The following is a 23906-nucleotide window of genomic DNA, read 5'->3' on the forward strand; positions in this document are numbered from 1 at the left end:
ATGAGAGACGTGACAGTGAATATCGATGACATGAGCAAGGGCAACACCGGCGGCTTGGCCCGCGGTGGCGCAGCGGCGCTGGCCCACGGGCCGCTGTGCGTCTGGTTCACCGGCCTGTCCGGTGCCGGCAAGTCGACCCTGGCCAGGGCCCTGGAGGCTCGGCTGGGGGCGCTGGGGGCGCGGGTCAGGGTGCTCGATGGTGACGATCTGCGCAGTGGCTTGAACAGCGACCTGAAGTTCGCCGCCGCCGACCGCAAGGAGAACATTCGTCGTTTGGGGGAGGTCGCCCGGCTGTTCTACGACAGTGGCTACATCGTGCTGGTCAGCGCCATTTCGCCCTTTATCGAAGATCGCCAGCGGGCGCGGGCGCTGTTTCCTGGCGGGCATTTCCTTGAAGTGCACGTGGCCACCGCCCTGGCGCTGTGCGAGTCCCGCGACCCCAAGGGCCTGTATGCCCGGGCTCGCAGCGGCCAGTTGGCGCAATTCACCGGGATCGACAGCGCCTATGAGCCGCCACCGGCTTGCGAGTGCCAGATCGATACGGCCGGACGCAGCGTCGAGGAGGGCGTCGCCCAGTTGCTTGAGCTGATCGGTCCCGGTCCGGGAGGGCGCCGTTGATGGCCACTTCAACCTTCGAACGCTGGCTCAAGCGTTACCGCTTCTGGTTGTTCGCCCTGACGCTGAGTCTGGTGGCGGTGCTGTCCTGGGGGATGACCTCGATTCGGTTCGCCGCCGACTACCGGGCGTTCTTTCCCGAGGGCGAAAAGACCGTCGAGCAACTGGATGCGCTGCATCGTCAGTTCGGCAAGTCCGACACCTTGCTGTTCGTGATCAAGAACCCCAAGGGCACGATGTTCAACCGTGCCTACCTGGAACAGCTGCATGAGCTGACCCAGCGAGCCTGGCACATTCCCCACGCCTATCGGGTCGACTCGGTGACCAACTTCCAGCATGTGTTCGCCGAGGACGACACGGTGCACGTCGAGGCCCTGGTGCGCGAACCGGCGGACCTGACGCCGGCGCATATCCAGCTGATGGAGCGCCTGGGACGCAACGACATCGAGCTGGTCAAGCGCCTGGTGTCCAGCGATGGCCAGACCGTGGGCGTGCTGGTGACCCTGCAGTTTCCGCCCCAGACCCTGGACGCGGCGCTCGCCGCCACCGCCGAAGGCCAGCGCCTGCTGGATGACTTCGCGCGCAACAACCCCGGCCTGGAAGTGCACCTGACCGGGCTGGCCGCCGTGGAGGCGGCCTACCCGCAAGCCGCGCAACAGGACATGGCGGTGCTGACTCCGCTGATGTACCTGATCATTCTCCTGGCCAGCGTGCTGATGCTGCGCAGCCTTGGCGCGCTGCTGGTGGTGTTGATCGCCATCAGCCTGGCCACTGCCGCGACCCTGGGCGCCAGCGGCTGGCTGGGGTTCGAGGCGACGGCTCTGACCGGGCTCCTGCCGACCATCGTGCTGGCCACCTCGGTGGCGGAGATCATGCATGTGCTGTCGGCGGCGCGGCAGATGAGCGGCCAGTACGGCGAGCGCCGGGTGGACCTGGCCTGTGCGGCAATCAAGGACACCATCAAGCCCATCGCCATCGGCACCGCGACCAATGCCGTGGGCTTCTACAGCCTGGTGTTCGCCGCGTCGCCGCCCTACAAGGAGTTCGGCGTGCTGGCCGCCATCGGCGCGGTGATGGCGCTGCTGGTGACCCTCTCGGTGGCCGCGGTGCTGATTCCGCTGCTGCGCCTCAAGCCGCTGGAAGGCGCGGCCAGCCGCCGCTACTCGGCGTACATGGAGCCGTTGCTGCGCTACCCGAAACTCTGCCTGCTGGGGTTCTTGGTGCTGTTCGTGCTGGCGATCGAACCGGCCCGCCACAACCTGATCAACGACCGGATCGTCGAGAACTTCGACACCAGCATCCCGGTGCGCAATGCCACCGAGTTCGCCATGGACAACCTGTCCGGCATCTATCGCCTGGAGTACGTCGCCACCTCCAGCAAGGGCGATATCTCCGACCCGGCCTTTCTGCAGGAACTCGATCGCTTCGCCCAATGGCTCAGGGTCCAGCCGGAGGTCGATTCGGTGACCACCCTCGGCGATGCCCTGAAGAAGCTCAACCAGACCATGAATGGCGGCCGGCCCGAGGACTACCGCTTGCCGGTGGACCCGGCGCTGGCGGCGCAGATGCTGCTGGTCTACGAGATGTCGTTGCCCTTTGGCCTGGACCTGGGCAGCCAGATCAACATCGACAAGTCGGCGACGCGCCTGGTGGTGACCCTGACCCGGCTCGACACCCAGCAGATCCGCGACATCAAGCAGCGGGCCGATGACTGGTGGCAGGCCAATGCCCGGCGCAGCGCGCTGATCCCGGGCCTGGGCACGGGGGAGGCGGTGGTGTTCGCCAACCTGACCCACATCAGCATCGAGTACATGGTCAACGGCCTGCTGTTCGAGTTGCTGACCATCACCCTGATGGTGGCGTTCTTCCTGCGCAATGCCGGCCTGGGGCTGATCAGCGTGCTGCCCAACGTCTTTCCGTTCTTCATCATGTTCGGCCTCTGGGGCCTGTGGCGCGGCGAGATCAACACTGCGGCGATCAACGTCTGCGTGGTGGTCTACGGCCTGATCGTCGAGGCCACGATCCACATCATGAGCCACTACAAGGGGCTGCGCCTGGAGCAGGGCCACTCGCCCCGGGAAGCCCTGCGCCTGACCTACCAGCATGTGCTGCCGTCGGTGTTCGCCAACTCGGTGATCCTCGCCTCGGGCTTCATGGTGATGACCCTCTCGCCGTTTTCCATGAACGCCGATTTCGGCCTGCTGGCGGTGATCGCGATCTTCCTCGGACTGATCTTCGACGCCCTGTGCCTGCCCCTGGTGCTGCTGACCTTCGACCGCTTTCTGTGGGGCCGTGCCGCCACCCGGCTGGCGGCCCGCGAAGCCTGACCCGACCCTCATTCAGACAAGGACTCGACCATGAATCACAAAGCCGCATTCGGCGCCTGCCTGTCACTGTGCGCCCTGTTGCACCAGGCACCGACCCTGGCCAGCCCGGAACAGGAACTGGGGCAGCAATACGCCCATCGCTGGCGTGACAGCGACCTGGGCTACCAGGACACCAGCGCGCGGATCCGCCTGACCCTGGTGGAGAAGGAGGGCGCCGGCACCGATCGCTTCATGCGCATGAACAGTTTCGAAACCGCCAGCACGGCGGTGGGGGACAAGGTGCTGCTGACCTTCGAGGCCCCGGAGAACATCAAGAATTCCCGGGTGCTGATCCACTCCAAGATCAAGGAAGGCGATCAGGTCTGGCTGTACCTGCCGGCCCTGAAACGGGTCAAGCGGGTGGCGGCGGCCGACCGTTCCGGCTCGTTCTCCGGCAGCGAATTCTCCTACGAGGACATCGGTTCGATGGAGGTCGGCAACTACGACTACCAGTGGCTGCGCGACGAGCCCTGCGGCGATGCCGAGTGCGCGGTGGTCAAGCAGGTGCCGCTGTACCCGTACTCGGGCTATTCGTCGATCTGGGTCTGGTACAACAAGGCCGACTACCGGCAGATGAAGACCGAGTACTACGACCGCAAGGGCAGCAAGTTCAAGACCCTGACCCTGGATGGCTACCAGCTGTTCCTGGGGCGCTACTGGCGCGCCCTGAACATGACCATGGTCAACCACATCACTGGACGCCAGACCATTCTGGTCAGCTCCGACGTGCAGTTTCGCACCGGCATCGGCGAGGACGCCTTCGAACCGGCCCGGCTCGGAAACCTGACCCAATGATCACCCGCCGTCCCGGGCTGGCGGCCCTGGTGCTGGGGCTGTGCGGCGCTGTCGCGCAGGCCCGGGCACAGGTCCAGACCCTGCCCCAAACCCAGGCGGCGGAGCAGGAACTGTCGGCGAAGATCGCCCTCAAGCGCTATTTCTTCACCTCGTCGCCCGCCGACGGGGTCGACGACGACAGCCTGCCCGGCACCGCGCAACTGGGCCTGGACTATCAGTACCTGCAGAGCTGGGACAACCTGCGCCTGCGGCTGGTGGTCAACCCGCGCTACCTCGCCAGCGCCAAGAGGGATCCGCGCCCGGACTTCTACTGGGATGAGCTCTTCGTGCTGCTGGAGCAGGACAGCCGGGAGCTCAAGGTTGGCCGGATCAAGGAACACTGGGGCGTCATGGAAACCCGTCAGTTGGTGGACGTGATCAACACCTACGACAACCTCGACGGCCTGCAACCGGAGGAAAAGCTCTCGCAGAAGGCCCTCAAGCTGGGCAGCAGCCTGGGCCCCGGGCACCTGAGCCTGTACCTGCTGGACGGCTTCGAACCGGTGCAGTTCTACCGCGAACCGGCACGCTTTGCCGCTTACCGGGTGCAGTCGGAGGCCGAGTATATCCATGGCGCCGACCGGGATGGACTGGATGTGGCGGCGCGCTATTTCGTTTCGGTGTCCGATCTGGACATCGGCCTGAGCTACTTCAAGGGCACCAACCGCGCGCCGGCGTTTCGCACCGCGGGCGACAGCCTGGTGGCCCAGTACACCGAGGTCACGCAGTGGGGGCTGGACGCCATCTGGGTCCGCGAGCAGTGGCTGTACAAGCTCGAAGCCCTGGACCAGCGGGTTTCGGACAGTGCCTACAACTCGCGCAAGCTGTCCGTCGGCCTGGAGTACGCCATCACCCGGGCCTGGCGTGACGCCGACCTGAGCCTGATCGGCGAGTACCACCGCGACCAGGATCAGCGCCTGGCCCCGGTGAGCATCTTCGACCGCAAGTTCCTGCTCGGCGCGCGCCTGGAACTCAACGATGCGCACCTGTCTTCGCTGTTCCTGGGCTACACCGCGCAGGCCTCGGACCTGGGCAACAACATGCTCAGCGCCTCCCTCGACCTGGGGCTCAGCGATGCCCTGCGGGCCGGGGTTTCCGCCGTGCTGGTCAACAGTTCCAGCAGCGATGCGGTGTGGGATGCGCTGGCCAGCGACTCCCACCTGGCCCTGGAACTTTCCTATTCATTCTGATCGCGCCGGTCACCACCGGGGCGATCCCATGCAGTCGCTATAAGGGGTAACGCCATGGAAACGCTGCTACAGATCGTCGGCTTCGGGCCCGCCGCCCTGGGCCTGTTCATTGCCGCGGACCGCAATGGACGCTTGCAGGCATTGCTCGACGGCGGGGTGCAGGTGCATGAGCGCAGTGCGTCCTTCAGTCAGTGGGCGTGCCTGGCCTACGCCATTGAGGCCAACTCGCCGATCGCGGACTTTCTCCGGGGCATCCGCAGCAATGGGGTGTTCGCCCAGTGTCTGCGCCAGCCCCGGGTGCAGCGCTGGCTGCAGAACCCGGAGCAGGTGGTGTCGCTGGTCGAAGTCTCGGCGTTCCTGCGCCAGCTGGCCCAGGTGATCCTCGATCTGTGCCGGGACCAGCCCAACGCGGCGATCCATTTTGCCCACCCGGTGGCCAGTGTTCGCAGCGCCGCCAGCGGTTTCAGCGTCCAGGGCGACTGGGGCAGCAGCCACAGCCGTTACCTGGTGCTGGCCTGTGGCGCCCGGGTGCGCGACCTGCAGCCGCAGGAGGGCGCGGCGCCAACGGCAAGCCTCAGCTGCGACCGGGTGTTGCGGGGCCAGGCCGACCCACTGCTGCTGCAGGCCCTGGAGCAGGGCCGGCAACTGCTGGTGCTGGGGGGCAGCCACAGCGCCTTCTCCGTGGTCGGCTACCTGCTGGAACGTTTTGCCGGTCGCCTGCCGACGGGGGCGATCCAGGTGCTGTGCCGCCAGCGTCCGGCACTGTGGGCGGCCTCGGCCGGGGTCGCGCCACCCTTGCAGGCCCAGGACCTGATCGACGAGGAAAGCGGCGAGGTCAACCGTTTCTGTGGCTTGCGCGGCGCCGCCCGCGACACCCTGCTGCAGATCGAGGCAGGGACCCGGGCCTGCGTCGAACTGCATATCGGCAGCGCCGATCCACGCCCCTGGCTCAGCCGCGGCGCGCTGCTGATCAATGCCACCGGCTACCGCCCGAGGGTGCCCGGGCTGCTGAATGCGGCGGGCGTCAGCCTGACCCTCGACCAACGTGACGGCAATCTGTGCAAACACCCGCGAACCCACGAACTGATGGTCGGCGGTCAGGCGCTGCCCGGGCTGTTCGGTACCGGGCTGGGTTATGCCGACCGCCGTGGCGACACCCTGGAAGTCGGGGTCAATTTCTTTCATGGCCGTTGTGCCGGAAACATTCTGCATGCCGTGCTCTGACGGCATTTCACTTCAAGCAAAGCCACAGGAGGCTGCATGCATACAGTGACTGCAACACGTTCGGAACTTCAGGCGGCGCTGGCGACACTGCCCGGCGCGGGCGGCGCGCAACCGGCGGCGCTGGACGATCTGTTGGCCAAGCTCGGGCGCCCGCAGCGGATCTACCAACTGCTCTCGTCGCGCCTGACGGTGCGCCAGGTGCTCTGGTGCCTGGCGCAACTGCTGGCCGATGAGCGCGTGTGCCAGGTGCCGGGCACGGATGCACCGCGTTTCGTCTGGCAAGGCGCGCCGCACACGCCGGCGCCCGGGCAGGGGCTGCATCTGGTCAGCGATGACTGCCTGCAACTGAACCCGCATTTTCGCGAGATCCTTGCCGACCTCGTCAGCGACAAGCAGAACCGCTACAGCCAATCCATCGAGACTTACGAGACCCTGGTGCGGCGCTACAAGATCATGCAGAGCCTGGGCGACCTGAACCATGAGGCGCTGTTGCTGCTGGGGGACGACGCGTTGTTCTCGCTGTTTCTCGCGGTCCACGGCTACCGCCGGCAGATTGTGGTGGCGGACATCGATCCACAGTTGCTGGCGACCATCGCCCGGGTCGCGGCGCAACAGGGGTTCGACAATATCGAGGTGGTCCACTACGACGTCTTTGAGCCGTTGCCCCCCAGCTTGCATGGCCGCTTCGACTGCTTCGCGGTCAATGGCTTCAAGGACCTGGGGGGGCTGCTGATGTTCGTCGGCCGCGCCCTGCAAGCACTCAAGGCACCGGCGGCGATGGCCAGCGGTTACCTGAATTTCGGCAGCCACGAGGTGCCCTCGACGGCCCGGGTCCAGGAGGAGGCGGAGCTCTATCAGACGCTGTTGCGCTTCGGCATGTACCTGGATTACTGCGTGCCCTGTCCGGAAACCCATGTCGGCCCGGACTTCGAAGAGGCCTTCAGCGCCAGCGCCCGGCGCCTGGCCCAGGTGTCGCCGGCCTTGCGCCTGGCGGCCTGTGCTGTCGAGCTGCAGGGGCTGTACCGGGATTTCGAGCAACTGTCCTGGGTGCAGATGGCCAATTTCCCCGACATCCAGCTCTCGCCGCTGAAAATGGGCCGTTGCCGGGTGGTGGAGCGCAACGACCGGGAGATATCTCGCTTCCTGCGCCTGGGCCAGCTCTATGCCGGCGGCGCCATCAATGCCCGCTGAGGCGCCGCGTGGCCGGGTGGTGGTGCTGTCGCCGCACCCGGACGACGCCGTCTGGTCGCTGGGCAGCGGCCTGGGACCCTGGGCCGGGGGGCGGGAGATCGTGCTGCTGAGCCTGTTTGCCGGCGACGCCGCTCCGGCAATCGCCCGGGCCCATGCCGGCGAACAGCGCTGGCGGTGTTTTTCCAGCCCCGGGCAGCGGCGCCAGGAGGATCAGCGCGCCGCGGCGGTCCTCGGTTACACCTGCTCGAGCCTGGGGGCGCAGGATGCCGCCTTGCGCCTGGATGGCCACGGCGAGTTCGTGCATGCCAGCCCGCAGTCGCTGTTTCTCCAGCCCGACCCGGCCTCCTGGCCGGAGCCTGACCCTGGGCTGCTGCAGCGCCTGCGCGGCTGCCTGCGGCCGCAGGATGTGCTGTGCGCGCCCCTGGCCATCGGTGCCCATGTCGATCATTGCCTGACCCACCGTCTGGCGCGCACCCTGGACAACCGGCTGTTCTTCTACAGCGATTTTCCCTACGTCGAACAGTGCTCCGCACAGCTTGAGCAGGCGCATGTGCAGGCCCTGGGCCTGCGCCTGCGGGCGCGGGACATTGCCTGCTCCTGGTCACGCTGGCGCGAGGCCGCGCTGTGCTACCGCTCCCAGGTGCTGATGCTGTTTGGCAGCCAGGGGCGCTTTCTCGATGCGCTGCAGCGTCACTCCCGGGCGCAGGGGGAAAGCGCGTTCTGCCGGATCTGGTCGACCCGGGCGATGTAGCGCTGCAGCGACCCGGTGGGCGACAGCAACTGGTCCAGGGCCAGGGCCTCGGCGATGGGCGCCTGGGCCTGGAACAGCGCCAGGTTGTGCCGGTGATCCTGCCAGCGCTGGGGGTTGTGATGGGACATGTGATAACCGCAGGCGGCGGGGGCCAGACTGAGCCGGACCCCGGCCCGCCACAGGCGGTAGCCCAGGTCCAGGTCTTCCATGCCCCAGCGCCGGCCATAGGAGGCATCGAAACCGCCAACTTGCTGCCAGGCGCTGCGGGACACCGAGATATTGGCTCCGGCACTGGCCAGCCACGGCCACTGGCTGGCCCGTGGATGTTCCGCGGCCTGCTCCAGGGGATTGGCGACGACGCGCGCGCCTTCGGCGGTCCAGCGCCCGGCCAGCAGATCCTCCGGTAGGATCGGCGGACAGCCGGGGCAGCCCAGGGCCGGATCGCTCAGGGTGCTCAGGGCGATCAGTTCCCGCAGCCGGCCGTGGACCAGGCCGCCCTGGGCGCGCTGGGCCTGCAGGTGAGCCTCGAAGAAACCGTCCCGGACCAGGATATCGTCGTCGAGAAACAGCAGTACCTCGCCCTGGGCCAGGCTCGCCCCGAGGTTGCGCGCCGCCGCGCGCCCCAGGCCTGGCGAGTGGAGTATCCGCACATCGCTCAAGGCGGCGAGCTGGGCCGTGACCGCCGGTTCCGCGGCGTCGGCGACGATCAGGGTTTCGAATTCGCAACGTTGCTGCTGGCGGCGCAGGCTGGCCAGGGTCAAGCGCAGGCGCTCGGCCTTGGCGTGTACCGGGATGATCACCGAAAGCCGCATCAGACCCCCTCGTCGCGCAGGGCGGCGGCCGTAGCGGCCTGGGCAGCGCGTCGGTTGAGCTGGTAGTGGCGCTGGGTCATCAGCGCCGCCGCCACCAGGTTGCCGATCAGCATGGCTTCCACCAGACCGTTGAGGCCGCGCTGCCAGTGCAAGGTCAGCAGCCAGCCCAGGGGCACCATCAGCAGCAGATAGGCAATGCCGTGGATCAGGGTGGGCGCCAGGGCGTCCTCGCGTCCGCGCAGGGCATTGGACATGACGCCCTGCCAGGCGTCGAAGGGCAGGGCCAGGGCCAGCAGCAGCATGCTCGACAGCGCCGCCGCCAGCAGTTGCGCGTCATGACTGTACTGCGCCAGCAGCGGTCCGGGCAGGGCGCCCAGGAGCAGGGCGCACAGCGTGCTCAGCGTCACCCCCAGCCACAGGCCGGCCTGGGTCGAGCGCTGGATGTCCGGCAGGTCGCGGTTGCCGTGGGCCATGCCGACCAGGATCGAGGTGGCAAAGCCTACGCCCATGGGAATCATGAACAGGATCGAACGGATGTTGACCAGCACCGCGCAGGCGGCAGCGATCAGCGGCGAGGCCACCCCGGCCATGACGGCGATCAGCATGAAGGCGCCGGCCTCGATGCCGAAGCTCAAGCCGCCGCCATAGCCGATGCGCCGCTGCATCTGCCACTGCGACCAGCCCCAGGCGAAGCGCCGGTTGATGCCGAAGTCGGCCCGGTCCGCCATGAAGCGGTGCACGTAGAGCACGATCGCCAACGCCATCAGCAGCCTGACCAGGGTGGTGCACCAGGCCGAGCCCAGGGCGCCCATTTCCGGCAGGCCGAAGGCACCGTAGACCATGGCGTAGCACAGCACCCCGTTGATCAGGTTGCCGCCCAGGATCACCAGTGTGGCGGGCATGGGCCGGGAGATGCCTTCGAGGAAGAACGAATAGGCGATGTAGATCAGGATCGCCGGCAACCCCAGGGCCACCACCCCCATCAGTTGCGCGATGGCCGCGGCCAGGTCTGCCTGGACCCCGAAGCGGCTCAGCAGGGGCAGGCTGGCGACGCTGGCCAGGGCACACAGCAGGCCCAGGCCCAGGGCCTGGACCACGCCGCGCTGGGCGGCCAGGCCGGCGGCGCGCGGGTCTTGCTGGCCGATGGCGATCGAGCCCATGACCAGGATGCCCAGCAGCAGCCCGGCGGCGATCAGCATGTAGGTGTCGGCGATGGCGTGGGTGATGGAGATCGCCGCCAGCGACTCGGTGGCGTAGCGCCCGACCATCATGGTGTCCACCAGCGACAGCAGCAGGAAGCCGATGCGCGATACCACGATCGGGCCGGAGAGTCTGGAGAGTTGCAGCAACTTGTCTTTGAGCAGGCTTGAATCGGCCATGGGATGGGCTCCTGGCTGCGGCGCGCGGTCATTGAACCGAAGGTTCGGCGCCGGATGACGATAGGTGGGGGTACAGGGCGGACATGGCCGAGGCCAGCGAGCGCAGCTTGCGGTATTCACCCTCGCGGGCCTGGGGGTTGCCGCCCAGGGTGGCCAGGTGCTGGCGGAGAAAGGTCCGGTAGGGGGCGACATTGTCCTCGGCGGCAAAGGCCAACGGGGTTTGCCGGCCGTCCACCGTCAGCGTCAGGCTGGGTTGCGCCACCCGGTTCAGACTGAAGCCGAAGGTGGTGTGCAGGTGCAGTTCCCCGGCACTGCCGTACAGGGTGATCCGGGTGGCGTCCCGTTCCTGGTGCGAGGCCCAGGCCGTGCTCATGCGGATCAGCGGGCCGCCCTCGACCTTCAGGCAACTGAAGGACTGGGACTCGACCTCGATGCGTGCCTCGCTGGCCAGGGCCTGGTCGGCGCGCCAGCTGGCCTGGTGCTGTCCGGCGTCGTCTGGCGCGGCCACGTGGTGGTAAAGCGCGGCCTCGACCAAGGGGTAGTCCAGCACCTGCAGCGCCACCTCCAGCAGGTGCCAGCCCAGGTCGGCGCCGGACCCGGCCAGGGCTTGATCGGCCCGGGTGAACCAGGAGCCGGGGCGCGGTATGCCGCGTTGGCGCCGCCAGCTGATATCGAGGCAGTGCAGGGGGCCGACGGCGCCGCCGGCCACCGCCGCGACCAGGGCCCGGACATCGCTGCGGTGCGAGGCCGCGGCGCTGACCAGCAGCTCGGTTGCGCCGGCCCGGCTGCGCTGGATCAGGCATTCGGCGTCTGCCAGGGACAGGCAGGCGGGTTTTTCCAGGATCACGTGCAGGCCCTGGTCCATGGCCCGCAAGGCCTGGTGCACGTGATGCACATTGGGTGAACAGATCAGCGCCAGGTTGCAGCCGTGCAAGGCCTGGGTGCTCATGCAACGGTGCCAGCGCGGCGCCGGTGACAGGGCCGGGAAGGCCTCGGCGGCGTCGACCTGGGGGTCGATCACCGAGACGATCTGCGCGTGCTGTTGCACCAGCAGCGGCGCCCAGACCTGGCGCACCACCCAACCAGCTCCGACCAGGGCGACACGGGGCTCGATCATTGCGCGCCGACCAGATGCTGGTGGACCTTGGCGATTGCCGCGGCAATGTCCAGGGTGTCCTGCTCGCTGCCGAGCAGGGCCCGGTGATGGATCCAGATACCGCGCTGGGCCATGCGCTCGCTCACCGGGCAGGCGGCAATGCACTGCTCCAGGTCCTGCCGCGTCGGTGCCGGTGCCTGCCAGTAGCTCGGTATGCGGTACAGCGCCTGGTAGGCGCGAAATGCCGGAATGCCTTCGGCCACCAGGCAGTCCACCACCTGGTTGCGGTCCAGCGGCGGCTGTCCCGGGAGGTCGTCGAGGGTGAACAGGAACATGTAGTAGGGGTGGGTGTGGGCATCCGCGGTACGCACCTGCGGCGTCACCAGCCCCTGGCGCACCAGGGTTTCGCCCAGCAGGTGGGCGTTGTGCTGGCGTACCCGGGTCTGCTGTTCCAGGCGCCCTAATTGGGCACTGAGCACGGCGGCGCTGAATTCGCTCAAGCGGGCATTGGTGCCGACCACGGTGTGCTGGTAGCTGCGATCCCCCAGGGGCCGCCCGACGTTGCCATAGAGGAAGACCTTTTCCCGTAGTTCTTCATTGGGGCACAGCACCAGGCCGCCTTCACCGGCGGTCATCAGCTTGAAGTTCTGGAAGCTGAAGCAGGCCAGGGAGCCGTATTCGCCGATCCCGGTATCGCCCAGGCCACGTGCGCCGTGGGCGTGGGCGGCGTCCTGGATGATCACCAGTCGATGCTGGTCGGCGATGCGCGCCAGGCTGCGCATGTCGCATAGGTGCCCAGCCATGTGCACGGCAATGATTGCCCGGGTGCGCGGACCGATGGTGGCCTGCACCGCCGCCGGGTCAATGCACAGGGTATCGGCCAGCACATCCACGGCGATCGCCGTGGCGCCGATGCGCTGGCAGGCCATGGAAGTAGAGATGAAGGTGAAGGCCGGCACTATCACCTCGTCGCCGGGGCCGATACCGGCCGCCTGCAGGGCGATTTCCAGGGCTACCGTGCCGTTGCTCACGGCAAAGGCCGAATGGCCCCCATGAAGTCGGGCAAAGGCCTGCTCGAAATCGAGGTTCTCGCGGCCCTGCATGCGCCACCACTGGCCCTGATGCAGGCTGCGCAGCAGGGCGTTTTCTTCCTCGACGCCAAACTGCGGCCAGTCGGGGTAGGGCGTGTGTCGAACCGGGGTGCCGCCATGAATAGCCAGGGTCATATGTCCATTCCCTTGGAAAGGTTGAGCAAGCGACAGGCAAACAGGATCCGACCGAGATATCCGCGGGAAATCTCGGGGGCTGGAAGTGTTGTGCCTTAAGTTTTATCCGTTTGTCGGATTGGCTTGCGTTATTGCTTTTTAAGTTTCGATTAAAAGGCTGTTGGTGGGTGACTTTCAGCCAGGTGCCGAAGATAGCATGGGATTTAAAAGTCAATGCAAGGTTATTTTTAGCAATGCTTTGTAATATTATGAAATAAACTCGAAGTTGCAGTTATCGTGCGGGAATTAATTCCTGTGTTAAAAAATCGCAAACAACCTGAAGGGCCGGAAAGGCCCGTAATCTATGGGGTTTTCCTGGTTATTCAGTGGGCCTTGGTCTGCTGCTGCAAGTACTGCTGACGTCAAGGAAGTGGCGTCTTATATGTAAAATACTCTCTGCGGCAACTCTTTTAATCAAGGGAGTTGTTTGTGAGTGGCTGCCGTTTATCTGTTTTGTATATGTGTTGAAGTTCGCCTTGTTGCAAGGCGAATGTCATTTCGTGGTCATGTTTAAGTGTTGGTTCGATACTCGTTAAGTGTGTCGCAATCAAGGACGATAAAGGGCGAACCGCTATTATGAAAACGCTGATTGTCATTGCCGAAGGAATGGACCCGCAGGTCTTGGAGTCCGAAGTTGCCAAAGGACGGCTGCCCTGGTTTTCGCAACGCCTGGGAGCCAAGACGTACCGGCATCTGGACTGTGGTCCGGTGCCTTATGAGCCGAGCAACCTGGCAACCGCATTCTCGGGCGTCAACCCCGGTCGGCACGGCTGTTTTTCCTACTGGAGTGCCCACAGTTCGGGAGAGATCCCGCGGATTCTGGAAGCCACCGATGTCATGGCGTCCCGGCTCTGGGAGTGGCCGGAAATGGCCGACCTGCGTTTCGCCGTGGTCAACGTGCAGCTGACCCATCCGCCGCGGCCGCTCAATGGCACGCTGATCACCTACCCGATGCAGAACTCGATGAACACCAGCCACCCGCGCAGCCTGTTGCGCGACCTGAACGCTCAGGGGGTGCGCTATGCCCACGACGTTTCGCTGTTCTATACCGGCCAGCCCTTCGAGGAATTCGCCGCCCAGGCCATGCGGATCGCCGAGCACCAGCTCGACAGCGCCATGGCCCTGGGGGCGGAGGCGGACGTGATGATCGTCAACCTGACCCTGGCCGATCGCCTGTCGCATTTCATGTGGTACGAGATGCTCGACCCCGAACCGGCCCGGCGCCCGCAGATACTGCAGGCCTATGACTTCATCGATCGCGCCTGTGCCCGCCTGCAGACCCTGGCGCCGGAGTCGATGCTGGTGTTTTCCGAGATGGGCTTCGGCGAACTGAAGGGTTTCTTTTCCATCAACCAGCACTTGCAGGCCGCCGGTTTGCAGGTGCTCGACCCGCAGGGCCAGGTCGACCTGCAGCGCAGCGTGGCCTTGGAGACGGTGCAGGGCTCCCACGGGGTGATGCTGTGCCGCGACCTGTGCAATGAAGGGCGAGCCAGCGATGCCGAGCGTCAGGCGGTGATGCAGTGCCTGGAGGCGATGCGCTTTGCCGACGGCCAGCCGGCGCTGGCCGTCGTGCGGCCGCGGGAGGCGGTCTACCAGGGCCCCTACAGCCACCTGGCGCCGAGCCTGATCGTGACCCCGGCAGATGCCCGGCGCCCGCCGTTGGGCGACCCGCGCTGGGCCAGTCATGTGCGCCGCACCGCCCAGTCGGGATGGCACCGCGAGTGCGGCTTTGTGCTGCTGGACGGGGCCTGGATCGACGCCGCGCCGGGGCCTTTGCAGTTGCAGCAGATCGCCCCGACCATCGCCGGATTGAGCGGTTGCCAGGCCTCGGACCAGTGCGAAATGCCGGGTTTCGCATGCTGAATCCGGTCCGGCAGCGGCTGGACCTGGCCCAGGGCATTCTGCACAACCTGGCCAAGGTCGATGACCGGCATCGGCGCTTCAGCGTGGCCGCGGCGCAGGCCGGGCTGTATGGCTTGGCCGCCGACGAACTCTCGGCCCTGGAGGCCATCGGTCTGGCCTCGCGGCACCAGGGCGAGGAGCGGTTCTTCGATCCCGACGATCTGTACAACCTGTCGCTGCACCTGCGTCTGCCGTCGTTGCACAAGCTGGCCATGCGCAGCTGGGCCGCGGCGTTTCGCCATTCCGAGCGCGATCGGCGGGTGGAGCTGGTCTACGCCCTCGACGAGAAAACCCCGCCCCGGGGGCCGATACAGGTACTGGTCGGCGATGAGCGTCTGTGCTCCCTGGAGGCCGCCGCGGGCGGTGACTTCCATCGCCAATGCCTAGTCATACCGGGCCGAAGACTGCTCCTGCCGAGCCCCTTTCGGGAGCTGGTCGAAGAGGTCTGCGCCGACATGCAGTTCTACATGCTGCATGACGGCATTCGCTGGGACCTCGACTTCATGCGCCGACACCAGTTGGCCGAATGCGGTGGATTTTCGAAATTGCTGGTCGAACAGGCACAGGCTCGTGGCCTGCCGGCCAGGCAGGTGTTCGGCCTGTTGCTCAGTTCACCCTATGCCACCGGCCATTACTGGGCCGAGCTGCAGATCTGTGGCGAGTGGGTCGCCGTGGACCCCCTGATGATCCGCCTGTTGTCCGAACAGGCGGGGCTTGGCTGTGGTCCGTGGCCGCTGCACCGGTCGCCGCTGGGCGCCCTGTTGCGGCTCTGTGTGGTCGATGCCTACGACCAGGACGGAGCGCCATGCCTGAGCTGTTTCGATGACAAGTACTTTCGCCAGCTTCCCGTGGCGACGGCAGGAACCACGCAGTACCGGGTGTCTTACAGGGTAGCGGTTCAGCTGCCCGCCTAAATCGATCGCAGATAGGGAAAATCATGCTGAAACTGAATGGACGAGTGTGCCTGGTCACAGGGGCATCCGGTGTGCTGGGCGCCGCGATATGTGAAGCGTTGGTCGCCGAAGGCGCATGGGTATTCGGGGTCTACCAGCACAACATCGAGCGTATGCAAGCTCTGGTCGCCAGGACCGGGGAACTGCCCGGCACACTGATTCCGGTGGCCTGCGACCTGACATCCGCGCAAGACACCACGCGCCTGCTGGCCACCCTGGCCGAGGGCTCGCGACCGGTCTACGCCCTGATCTGTTGCGCCGCCAGGATGCTGCGCAAGTCCGCCTTGCTCAGCCATCAGCAAGACAGCGAGCAGCTGTTCGATCTCAATGTGCAGGCCACGATACGCCTGGTGCGCCAGGTGGTGCGGCCGATGATCGGCCAGCGCGAGGGGCGGGTGGTGCTCCTGGGCTCGCTGGCCGGCGAAAGCGGCATGCCGGGACAGAGCCTGTACGCCGCGTCCAAGGCGGCCCTGCATGGCTATGCCCGCTCCCTGGCGTTCGAGGTCGGCGAGTTGGGCATCACCGTCAATGTGGTGGCCCCTGGCGCCATCGCCGCGCCGTCGAGCCACTACAGCGCCGAGGACGAGCGGCAGGTCTGCCAGCGCATTGGTCTGCGGCGCCTGGGGCGTCCTGAAGAAGTGGCGGCGGTGGTCGGCTTTCTGGTTTCGCCCCAGGCGTCCTATGTCAACGGCGCGGTGCTCGCGGTCGATGGCGGGGGGCGTTTCTGATGCATTGCGCAAGTGTCGATCTGGGTGGCAGCAAGATGGCCATCCATTGCAGTGTCGGCGGCCGGGTGGTGCAGCGTGAGCGCATCGAGATCGCGGCCGGTTGCAAGCCGCAGAGCATCATCGAGCAGGCGGTGGTCCTGCTGTATCAGCAGATCGCCCTGTACGGCCCGATCAATTGCCTGGTGATTGCCAGCGCCCCGACCATCAACGCCGACGGCACCATCATCCGCTGGCCCAACCGGCCGGACTGGGAAGGCCTGGCCATCGGCCCGGCGCTGCGCATCGAAGGGGTCGAGCGGGTGATCTGGTGCGATGACGGCACGGCCGCGACCTTTGGCGACGCCACGGTCATGCGCGCCTCCAATCTGGTGCATTTTTCCCTGGGCACCGGGGTCGGTGGCGGGGTGGTCTATCAGGGGCGCATGTTGCCCAATCGGGAGCTGGGACACCTGCTGGTCTGGCCCGGCGGCGCTCCCTGCTCCTGTGGCCGGGCGGGCTGTCTGCAGGCCTATGCCTCGTTTCGTTCGCTGGACAAGTTCGTCGCGTCGATGGGCTTTTCCGATGAGGCCACGCTCAATCACTGGCGCTTGCGGGCGGTACAGGCCCTGGCCCTGGCCACGGCCAATCTGGTGGAGCTGTTCCGGGTCGAGGTGATCTGCCTGGGCGGCGGCATGCTCGGGCGCTTTCCGGAAATTCCCCAGCAGGTGGGCATGCTGCTGCGCGAGCCGGGCTACCTGAAGCCGTCACTGACGCCGCCGCTGGTCATGCACTCGCCCCAGGGCACCGAAGCCACGGTGATGGGCGGCCTGTATCTGGCCCAGGCCAGCCCCGAGGTGCAGAACGAGATCTGCGACGGCGGCATCGACAATTCCAGGGTCACCATCCGCCATGTCAGCAACGGCATGAGTTTCATCTCCATGAGTGCCAAGTGAGTGCGCCATGGCAGACCTGCACGGACGTATCAATCATCAGAAGAGGGAAGCGCTATGACCCAGGAACAACACGTCGGGCCCAAGGGCATCAAGCAGGCACTGGCGGCCTCCGTTCGAGCCTGGCGCTCGCCGGACCGGCTGGCGATGTACTTGATAGGGGTAATGATCTTCTCCCTGGGGGCGCTGTTCTTCATCGTCAGCCAGTTGGGGACCGATCCGTTGGATGTGTTTGTGATTGCCCTGAACAACCAGCTGCAGGTCGGGCTGGGAGCCTGTTCGGCGCTGTTCTCGGTGGGTTTGCTGCTGTGGTGGGCGCTGTGGAACCGTCAGTGGCCGCCGCTGAGTCCGTTCATCACCACCACCCTGACCGGCCTGTTCATCGACCTTTGGCTACTGCTCGAGCTTGATCAGGCGCTGGCGGCGATCCTGGGGCCCTATGTACTGCTGAGCATTGGCCTGGCCCTGTGCGCCTATGCCTCGGCGCTGATCATCATGAGCGGCATCGGCATCCGGGTCATCGATCTGCTGGTGATCAGCATGATGAACAAGCTCGGCTGGTCCTTCACCCTGGCGAAGATGGTGCTGGAGATCAGCATCTTTCTTGTTGGCTGGGCCCTGGGTGGACCCTTCGGCATCGGCACCATTGCCTTTCTGCTGATCATTGCGCCGATGATCAAGCCGTTCATGAACATGAACGAGCGCTACCTGCGCATGGGCAACTATGGGCTCAAGCGGCGCAATGCCGAGTTTGCCCCGCCGGTGTCGCTCTCGGGCAAGTAGGCCCGGCAGGCTCAGGGGGCGATTGGCCATGGCGGCGCAGGTGGCTGTTGCGCCCTCGGGTGTCTGCGGTGTCTGTGCAAGGGGCCGGGTCAAGCGGCAGCGTCGGCCGGTGCCGCACGCTGCCGGTGTTTGAATATTCCCGGGAATAATGCTGTGATTGCGCCCCCGCCCCTGGGGCGACCGCGCTTTTACAGAGACACAACGAAATGGATAGCCAAGAGACGACAACCGGGATGTCGCAGTTGCCTCCCGGCAGCCAGGGGTGCGAGCGCCTGGAGGCGATTGCCGCCAGCTGCGCCCTGGTGCTGGAAACCAACAACCTGCGCGGCGGCAAGGATGCCCTGGAGGCCCTGCACAGTCTTGAGCGGCTGATCGCCCGGCTGGCCCGGCAGAGTCTGGCGCCCCAGTCCCTTGCCCAGTGGATCATCACCCACGATGGCCTCGACCTGGCGGCGCGCGAGGCCTTGTGCGCCCTGGCGGGGCGGCCCGTGGATTTTGTCGAGATCGATGGCGGCACCGGCTACTACGACGCCAAGAATGTCGGCTTTGACGCGGTTGACCGGCAGCGCTGCCAGTACGTGGTGTTTGCCGACGCCGACTGCATTCCCTGTGCCGGCTGGCTGGAGCAGTTGCTTGCCCCCCTGGCCGGGCCCGATGCGCCGCTGGCGGTGGCCGGGCGCACCAGCTATGCGCCCAGCGTCGCCGGCAGCGCCCTGACCGCCATCGACTTCATGTACTTCCCCAGCCCCTTGCGCCAGGGGGCCACGCGTAACTTCTATGCCAACAACGTGGCTTTTCGTTGCGACACCTTCGAGCACTACCGCTACGAGCCGCTGGACGGGGTGTACCGGGCCCATTGCCAGGTCATGGGCCTGCGCCTGCAAGCGGCCGGGGTGGCGGTGCTCTATGCCCCCGCCGCCCACACCGAGCATCGTCTGCCCGATAGCCAGGGCGAAGTGCTCAAGCTGCGCTGGCTCAGGGGCGGCGACAGCGTCGACCTGACCCCTTATCTGGTCCGCGCCTACCTGCCGGGCTGGCTGCAATGGCTCGCGCGCAGCGGGCCGCTCGGCCCCCTGTGCGTGATGCTGGGGCGCCTGGGCTACAGCCTGCGCGCCCTCAATCACCAGGACCTGCCGCCCTTGCGCGGGCTGCGGCGCCTGGGGGCGATGGCCATGGTCACGGCCATTTCCCTGCTCGATACCGCCGGCGCCGTGGTCCGTGGTTGCGGACTGCAGATCGGCCGCGCCAGTGCTCGCCACAGTGAAGCGCTGTCCTACCACCGCCACCTGGATTGATCCGCGTCGCGCCGCATCGTCGCACGCCACCGGCGTGCCTAGAGGAAACTTCCATGCACAAACCTTCACTTGCCTCATTCGGCCGTTCCCTGCTGTGCCTGGCGGTGCTGGCCCTGGCAGCCCAGGCCCAGGCCGCGCCCAGCGAGTTCACCGGTCGCGGGGTGTATCACTTCGCCTCGGACAGTGGCTGTGCCACGCCTGTCTCCAGCGACATCGAGTGCAACCGGGTGGCCCTGGACGTGGCCGACGCCCGTGCCAGCGTCGACCGGCAAGCCCGATCCATCGTGATCGAGGCTGCCGGCGATCATGACGACAAGACCGTGATCGGCGACATCCTGCTGCACGGCAGCGGCATCGCCGGTGATGGCCAGCGCGTGCCCCTGAGCCTGCAGGTGCTGTTGCGCCGCTCCGGTCCCAAGTGGAAGACCGACACCTATGTGCATGCCCCGGTGCGCGGCGCGTTTCGCGACATCGCTCTTGATCCCTACCGCATCAGTGTCCGCGAGGGGGCCGGCGAGCGCCTGCTGCTGAGCGCCGAGCAGGCGCGCAAGGTACTGGCCCAGCCGTCGATCGCCGCGCGGGTGGCCAGCTATTTGGTGGTGGTGCGCCCCAGTGACGCGCAGAACCCGGCGGCCGACGACATCACCATCGGCCTGGGCATTGGCCGGGTGTCCAAGTCGCTGATGCGCGCCAGCTTCGACGCCAGGCAGGCGGACACCCAGGCCCTGCAGCAGGTGCTGGAGCAGGGCACCTGGAACCTCGACCTGCGGGCCCTCAGTGGGCAGATTCCGCGGTGGGTGGTGCAGCGCCAGCTGTTCGTGTTCGGCCTTGAGGACAGCCCGTTGCTCCAGGAGGTGCGCCGGCGCGGCCTGAACAAGCACGACAATCTGCAACTGGGCGCGGTCAACGGCCAGGGCTACCTGCGCTACAACGGCCAGGAGCAAGCCTTTCCCGGTGCCGCTGCCAGCGGTACGGCCTTTATGCGCGACAGCTTCATCGGCCTGATCCTGGCCTGGCACCACAGCCAGCAGGCGAGCGTCACCGCGGCGCAGCCCGGGCAATGAGCGCGGAGCAAGGGCGGGTGGGCGCGGCCGATTTCAGCTGCCTGAACCAGCCCCGGGTCCGGGGCCTGGGGGCGCTGCAGGCGCGCCTGGTGGACCGCATCAAGCGCGCCGCGCTGCGGCGCCTGCACCTGAGCCAAAGGGGCGAGCGCCTGTTGTTGCGCATGTACCTGGCCGGCGAAGACGCCACCGAGCGGGCGCTGCTGGACGAGCTGCTGCCGCAGTCGCCGCCCTGGCTCGAACGCCAGGTGCAGCAGCATCTGGCCGATGAGCAGCGTCATGTGACCCTGTTCGCCGAGGCCCTGGGGGCGCTGGGCGACCAAGGCGCCCAGCGCCTGGAACCGGACTGGCTGAGCCGGCGCAAGATCCTGCGCTGGCAGCGGCTGGCCCATCGCTATGCCGGGTATTTCGAGCATGGCCTGCTGGTGCCGGCCTATGCCACCGGGCTCTGCGCCGAGCAGATGGCCGAGCGGGTGTTGCGCCGCCACTGCGCCGTGCTGGACCCCGGGCATCGCCTGTATCCGCTGTTGGCGCGGGTGCTGGCCGACGAGCAAGCCCACGTGCGCCTGTGCCAGAACACCCTGCGGCGTATCGTGGCGCCCGGGGAAGCGCACCGGCTGGCGGCCTTGCTCAGGGAGATACGCGCCGTGGATGCCAGCTTCGGCGTCAGCGGGGCCCTGGCCATGCTGGGCGCCGGCTGGGTACTGGGTGGCGTGGGCCGCCGCCGATGAGTGGGCGAATTCTCTACCTGGCCACCGCCGACGCCCGCGGCCACCTGATGCGCGCGCAGTTGCTGGTGCATGCCCTGCGTGCGGCCGGGGCCCAGGTCGAGGTGCTGACCACCTCGGCGCCGGGGCAGGCATTTCTGCAGCGCTTCGGCATCCAGGCGCAGATCCTTTCGCTGCACTACGCGGTGCAGTTCGACCGCGAACAGAACATGCAACGCCAGGCCACCAACCGCAATGTCGCCCATTACCTGTTCCGTCCCGGACGCATGCTGCGGGACATCTTGCACTTGAGGCGCCGCTGGCGCGGCGTCGACCTGGTGATCAACGATTCCTTCCACCCGGCGTTGCTGTACATGGGCATGCTGCCGGGGTGGCGGCGCAAGGTGGTGCATGTCTACGGCGCCAGCCTCAAGCGGGCGCTGCTGAACAACTTCGAGGGCTTGTGGCCGCGGCAGTTCGGGCGCCTGTTCGGCTGGATCGTCGGCCGCCAGATCGATGCGGCGCGGGCGCGTATCGAGCATGATTTTGCCTATGACGTCGATGATGCCCAGGCCCCGGCGCTGTATCGCCTGCCGACGCCGGTGGCCCTGGCCGAGGCCTTGCCGGACGCGCTCGGGGCGGACGCGGCGGTGTACCTCAATCCGCATTTTTGCGAGCTCGGGCTGGCCGACGCCTTGAGCGCCGGGCTGGGGGATGCCGGTCTGCACGGGCATCGGGTGGGCGAGGGGTATGCCGGGCACGATGGCTGGCTCGGGGTCGATCCGCACTGGGCCAGTCGTGCGGCCCGGGCCCGGCTGATGGTGTCGGCCCCCGGCATGGCCGCGCTGGCCATTGCCCGGGTCTATCAGCGGCCGATCATCCTGGTCCTCAGCGACCAGCCCGAACAGACCAGCAATGCCGCTCGCGCCGCCCAGCTGCAGGTGCTGCACCGGGTGGTGACCTGGCGCGGCGACGCCGCCGATTTTCGCCGGCAGGTGGCGCAAGCGGCGCAGCAGTTGAGCGCGGCGGCGCCGGCGCCCGACGTGGCGGCGGGCAACCAGCGTGCCCGGGCGCGGACCGATGCCTGGGTCAGCCGTTTGCTCGGCTTGTGAGGACGCCGCCTTGAAGCGCCATGGCCCCCCGCAACCGTCCCGCCAGTCGGCCTGCCAGTTGCAATGGCCAGCCCCTTGCGCCGCCTGATCCTGGCCGCCCGCCCCGGGCAGGCCCTGGCGGCGGCGTGCGCCCTGCTGCTGGGGCTGGCGCTGTTCATCGGCCTGCAGCGCCTGGTCAGGCCCCGCTACAGCTGGGTCACGCCGTGGGATCAGTGGATCCCGTTCGTGGCCGAGTCCTGGTTCCTGTATGTGCTGTTCTTTCCCTTTGTCCTGCTGGCGGCGGCCTACGCCAGCCCGGAGCGCTTTCGCGCGCTGCGCAACGCCACCGGCCTGGCCTTCGGCGTCGCGCTGCTGTGCTTCTGGCTGTTTCCGGAAGATCTGCCCCGGCCGGAGATCGGCGCCCTGGACAGTGCCTTCCTGCAACAGCGGCTGAGCCGCATGTGGCAACTGGACCGGGCCTGCAACGGCTTTCCCAGTCTGCATGTGGCGGTGACCTGCCTGGCCTGCCGGGCGCTCTGGGACCGCCCCTACCCATGGCTGAGCGCCACCAGCGGACTGCTGATCTGCCTGTCGACCCTGACCCTCAAGCAGCACACGCTGATCGATGTGGCGGGGGGCATGCTCCTGGCCCTGGTCTGTACCCTGGCCACCCAACGACAAGGAAAACACCGCCGTGTCCCAGCCTGAACCCCGTGCCGGCGACAACCGCCTGCTGCGTGCCTTTGTCCCCGAGGCCGAGCTGTTGGTGCTCAAGCCGCGGATCGCCGTGCTGGCCCTGCTGGCGGACTGGGGCCTGATCGCTGCCGCATTCAGCGCCGCCGCGCTCTGGCCGCACCCGCTGACCTACCTCCTGGCGGCGCTGCTCATCGCCCGCAGCCAACTGGCCCTGGCGGTGCTCATGCATGAGAGTGCCCACGGCCTGCTGTTGCGCGGGCAGGCGCGCAATGATGCCGTGGGGCAGTGGTTGGCGGCCGGCCCGCTGTTTCTGTCCTTGGCGACCTACCGTGCCGGCCACCTGAAGCATCACCGCCAGCCGATGCAACATGACGATCCGGTGATGGCGGTATTCGGCATGGGGGATTACCCGCTGCCGCGGGGCAAGCTGGCCAGGCGCTTGCTGGCGGATCTGCTGGGGGTGGGGTACGTCATCAGTGCCTGCCGATTTGCCCGGGGCGACTACCGCGCGGTCATGCCCAGGGTCGACAAGTCGGCGAGGCTGCGGTTTTCGGAGTTCCTTTCCATCTTGCTGGGCAACGGCCTGCTGTTCGGCCTGCTGGCCTGGAGCGGGCACCCCTGGCTCTATCTCGGCTTGTGGCTGCTGCCGGCGATGACCCTGTTGCCGCTGATGGGGCGGGTGCGGGCGATCATGGAGCACGCCGGCCTGCCGGCCCATGCCGACCAGAGCCAGAACGCCCGCAGCATCGTGCGGCCAAACTGGCAGACCTTCCTCTTCGGCCCCCACGCCATCCACTACCACATCGAGCATCACCTCTATGTGCGCGTGCCGTTCTACCACCTGCAGCGTCTGCATCGGCAATTGGCCGCACGGCAGCTGCTGCCGGCAGGCAATCTCTACCGGGGCTACATCGGGGTGCTGCGCGATGTCAGCGATCCGTCCTGGAAGTCGTCGGCAGACTGAAGCCTGGGCCGAGCCTGGCGGCGTGCGGGGACGGGGGGAGGGAGGTGGCGCGCCCGTCCTCGCGAGCGGGCGCG

The 23906-nt window shown here is 67.0% G+C and carries 22 protein-coding genes; 18 read left to right on the plus strand and 4 right to left on the minus strand.

Translation table 11 applies throughout. The annotated features are described in order from the left end of the window. The 7 genes from cysC to ACMGG8_RS16885 are packed head-to-tail and all read left to right on the plus strand — an operon-like array spanning position 1 to position 8171. On the plus strand, positions 1-618 hold the full coding sequence (cysC, locus tag ACMGG8_RS16855) for an adenylyl-sulfate kinase (RefSeq protein WP_060839857.1): 618 nt from the start codon (positions 1-3) through the stop codon (positions 616-618). Beyond that, positions 618-2942, plus strand: coding sequence for an efflux RND transporter permease subunit (locus tag ACMGG8_RS16860; protein ID WP_414157959.1), 2325 nt, complete (start codon positions 618-620; stop codon positions 2940-2942). Before cysC ends, ACMGG8_RS16860 begins: the two co-directional genes overlap by 1 nt. A 30-nt stretch (positions 2943-2972) precedes the next feature. Beyond that, positions 2973-3776, plus strand: a complete 804-nt coding sequence (locus ACMGG8_RS16865) for an outer membrane lipoprotein-sorting protein (protein ID WP_414157960.1) — start codon at positions 2973-2975, stop codon at positions 3774-3776. Further along, on the plus strand, positions 3773-5005 hold the full coding sequence (locus ACMGG8_RS16870) for a hypothetical protein (RefSeq protein ID WP_060839854.1): 1233 nt from the start codon (positions 3773-3775) through the stop codon (positions 5003-5005). The genes ACMGG8_RS16865 and ACMGG8_RS16870 overlap by 4 nt, the downstream gene beginning before the upstream one ends. A gap of 54 nt (positions 5006-5059) precedes the next feature. Continuing rightward, complete coding sequence (locus ACMGG8_RS16875; RefSeq protein ID WP_414157961.1) at positions 5060-6229, plus strand: hypothetical protein; 1170 nt, start codon at positions 5060-5062, stop codon at positions 6227-6229. A gap of 36 nt (positions 6230-6265) precedes the next feature. Further along, entirely contained in the window at positions 6266-7420 is a 1155-nt protein-coding gene (locus ACMGG8_RS16880; protein WP_414157962.1) for a bis-aminopropyl spermidine synthase family protein, read from the plus strand. Beyond that, entirely contained in the window at positions 7410-8171 is a 762-nt protein-coding gene (locus tag ACMGG8_RS16885; protein WP_235760032.1) for a PIG-L deacetylase family protein, read from the plus strand. The genes ACMGG8_RS16880 and ACMGG8_RS16885 overlap by 11 nt, the downstream gene beginning before the upstream one ends. Here the strand turns inward: ACMGG8_RS16885 and ACMGG8_RS16890 are convergent. From ACMGG8_RS16890 to ACMGG8_RS16905, 4 genes are read right to left on the minus strand one after another with little or no spacing between them, the layout of a single operon-like run. Then, positions 8111-8983, minus strand: a complete 873-nt coding sequence (locus tag ACMGG8_RS16890; RefSeq protein WP_060839850.1) for a glycosyltransferase family 2 protein — start codon at positions 8981-8983, stop codon at positions 8111-8113. The genes ACMGG8_RS16885 and ACMGG8_RS16890 overlap by 61 nt on opposite strands. Next, positions 8983-10362, minus strand: coding sequence for an MATE family efflux transporter (locus ACMGG8_RS16895; protein WP_414157963.1), 1380 nt, complete (start codon positions 10360-10362; stop codon positions 8983-8985). Before ACMGG8_RS16895 ends, ACMGG8_RS16890 begins: the two co-directional genes overlap by 1 nt. 28 nt (positions 10363-10390) lie before the next feature. Then, on the minus strand, positions 10391-11479 hold the full coding sequence (locus tag ACMGG8_RS16900) for a Gfo/Idh/MocA family protein (RefSeq protein WP_414157964.1): 1089 nt from the start codon (positions 11477-11479) through the stop codon (positions 10391-10393). Next, complete coding sequence (locus ACMGG8_RS16905; RefSeq protein ID WP_060839847.1) at positions 11476-12684, minus strand: DegT/DnrJ/EryC1/StrS family aminotransferase; 1209 nt, start codon at positions 12682-12684, stop codon at positions 11476-11478. Before ACMGG8_RS16905 ends, ACMGG8_RS16900 begins: the two co-directional genes overlap by 4 nt. Before the next feature lie 615 nt (positions 12685-13299). Here ACMGG8_RS16905 and ACMGG8_RS16910 point away from each other — a divergent pair. From ACMGG8_RS16910 to ACMGG8_RS16960, 11 genes are all read left to right on the plus strand, one after another. Next, positions 13300-14586 carry an alkaline phosphatase family protein gene (locus ACMGG8_RS16910; protein WP_060839846.1) on the plus strand — a complete coding sequence of 429 codons (1287 nt, stop codon included), beginning with the start codon at positions 13300-13302 and terminating at the stop codon, positions 14584-14586. After that, entirely contained in the window at positions 14580-15539 is a 960-nt protein-coding gene (locus tag ACMGG8_RS16915) for a transglutaminase domain-containing protein (protein ID WP_060839845.1), read from the plus strand. The genes ACMGG8_RS16910 and ACMGG8_RS16915 overlap by 7 nt, the downstream gene beginning before the upstream one ends. A gap of 23 nt (positions 15540-15562) precedes the next feature. Beyond that, positions 15563-16306, plus strand: a complete 744-nt coding sequence (locus tag ACMGG8_RS16920) for an SDR family NAD(P)-dependent oxidoreductase (RefSeq protein WP_060839844.1) — start codon at positions 15563-15565, stop codon at positions 16304-16306. Beyond that, positions 16306-17238, plus strand: a complete 933-nt coding sequence (locus tag ACMGG8_RS16925) for an ROK family protein (RefSeq protein WP_060839843.1) — start codon at positions 16306-16308, stop codon at positions 17236-17238. The genes ACMGG8_RS16920 and ACMGG8_RS16925 overlap by 1 nt, the downstream gene beginning before the upstream one ends. Before the next feature lie 54 nt (positions 17239-17292). After that, positions 17293-18018, plus strand: a complete 726-nt coding sequence (locus ACMGG8_RS16930) for a YczE/YyaS/YitT family protein (RefSeq protein WP_060839842.1) — start codon at positions 17293-17295, stop codon at positions 18016-18018. A 233-nt stretch (positions 18019-18251) separates the two neighbouring features. Then, positions 18252-19313 carry a glycosyltransferase family 2 protein gene (locus ACMGG8_RS16935; protein ID WP_414157965.1) on the plus strand — a complete coding sequence of 354 codons (1062 nt, stop codon included), beginning with the start codon at positions 18252-18254 and terminating at the stop codon, positions 19311-19313. Between the two features lie 53 nt (positions 19314-19366). Then, complete coding sequence (locus tag ACMGG8_RS16940; RefSeq protein WP_414157966.1) at positions 19367-20377, plus strand: hypothetical protein; 1011 nt, start codon at positions 19367-19369, stop codon at positions 20375-20377. Beyond that, complete coding sequence (locus tag ACMGG8_RS16945; protein WP_414157967.1) at positions 20374-21105, plus strand: hypothetical protein; 732 nt, start codon at positions 20374-20376, stop codon at positions 21103-21105. Before ACMGG8_RS16940 ends, ACMGG8_RS16945 begins: the two co-directional genes overlap by 4 nt. Further along, complete coding sequence (locus tag ACMGG8_RS16950; RefSeq protein WP_060843929.1) at positions 21102-22193, plus strand: hypothetical protein; 1092 nt, start codon at positions 21102-21104, stop codon at positions 22191-22193. The genes ACMGG8_RS16945 and ACMGG8_RS16950 overlap by 4 nt, the downstream gene beginning before the upstream one ends. A gap of 63 nt (positions 22194-22256) precedes the next feature. Continuing rightward, the gene (locus ACMGG8_RS16955) at positions 22257-22880 is read left to right on the plus strand and encodes a phosphatase PAP2 family protein (protein WP_414157968.1); all 624 of its coding nucleotides are present in this window, start codon (positions 22257-22259) and stop codon (positions 22878-22880) included. Then, on the plus strand, positions 22867-23832 hold the full coding sequence (locus tag ACMGG8_RS16960; RefSeq protein WP_414157969.1) for a fatty acid desaturase family protein: 966 nt from the start codon (positions 22867-22869) through the stop codon (positions 23830-23832). The genes ACMGG8_RS16955 and ACMGG8_RS16960 overlap by 14 nt, the downstream gene beginning before the upstream one ends. Positions 23833-23906: the final 74 nt, after the last annotated feature.

Source organism: Pseudomonas sp. BNK-45, assembly GCF_047456255.1.
In the GTDB taxonomy this organism is placed as follows: Bacteria; Pseudomonadota; Gammaproteobacteria; order Pseudomonadales; family Pseudomonadaceae; genus Aquipseudomonas.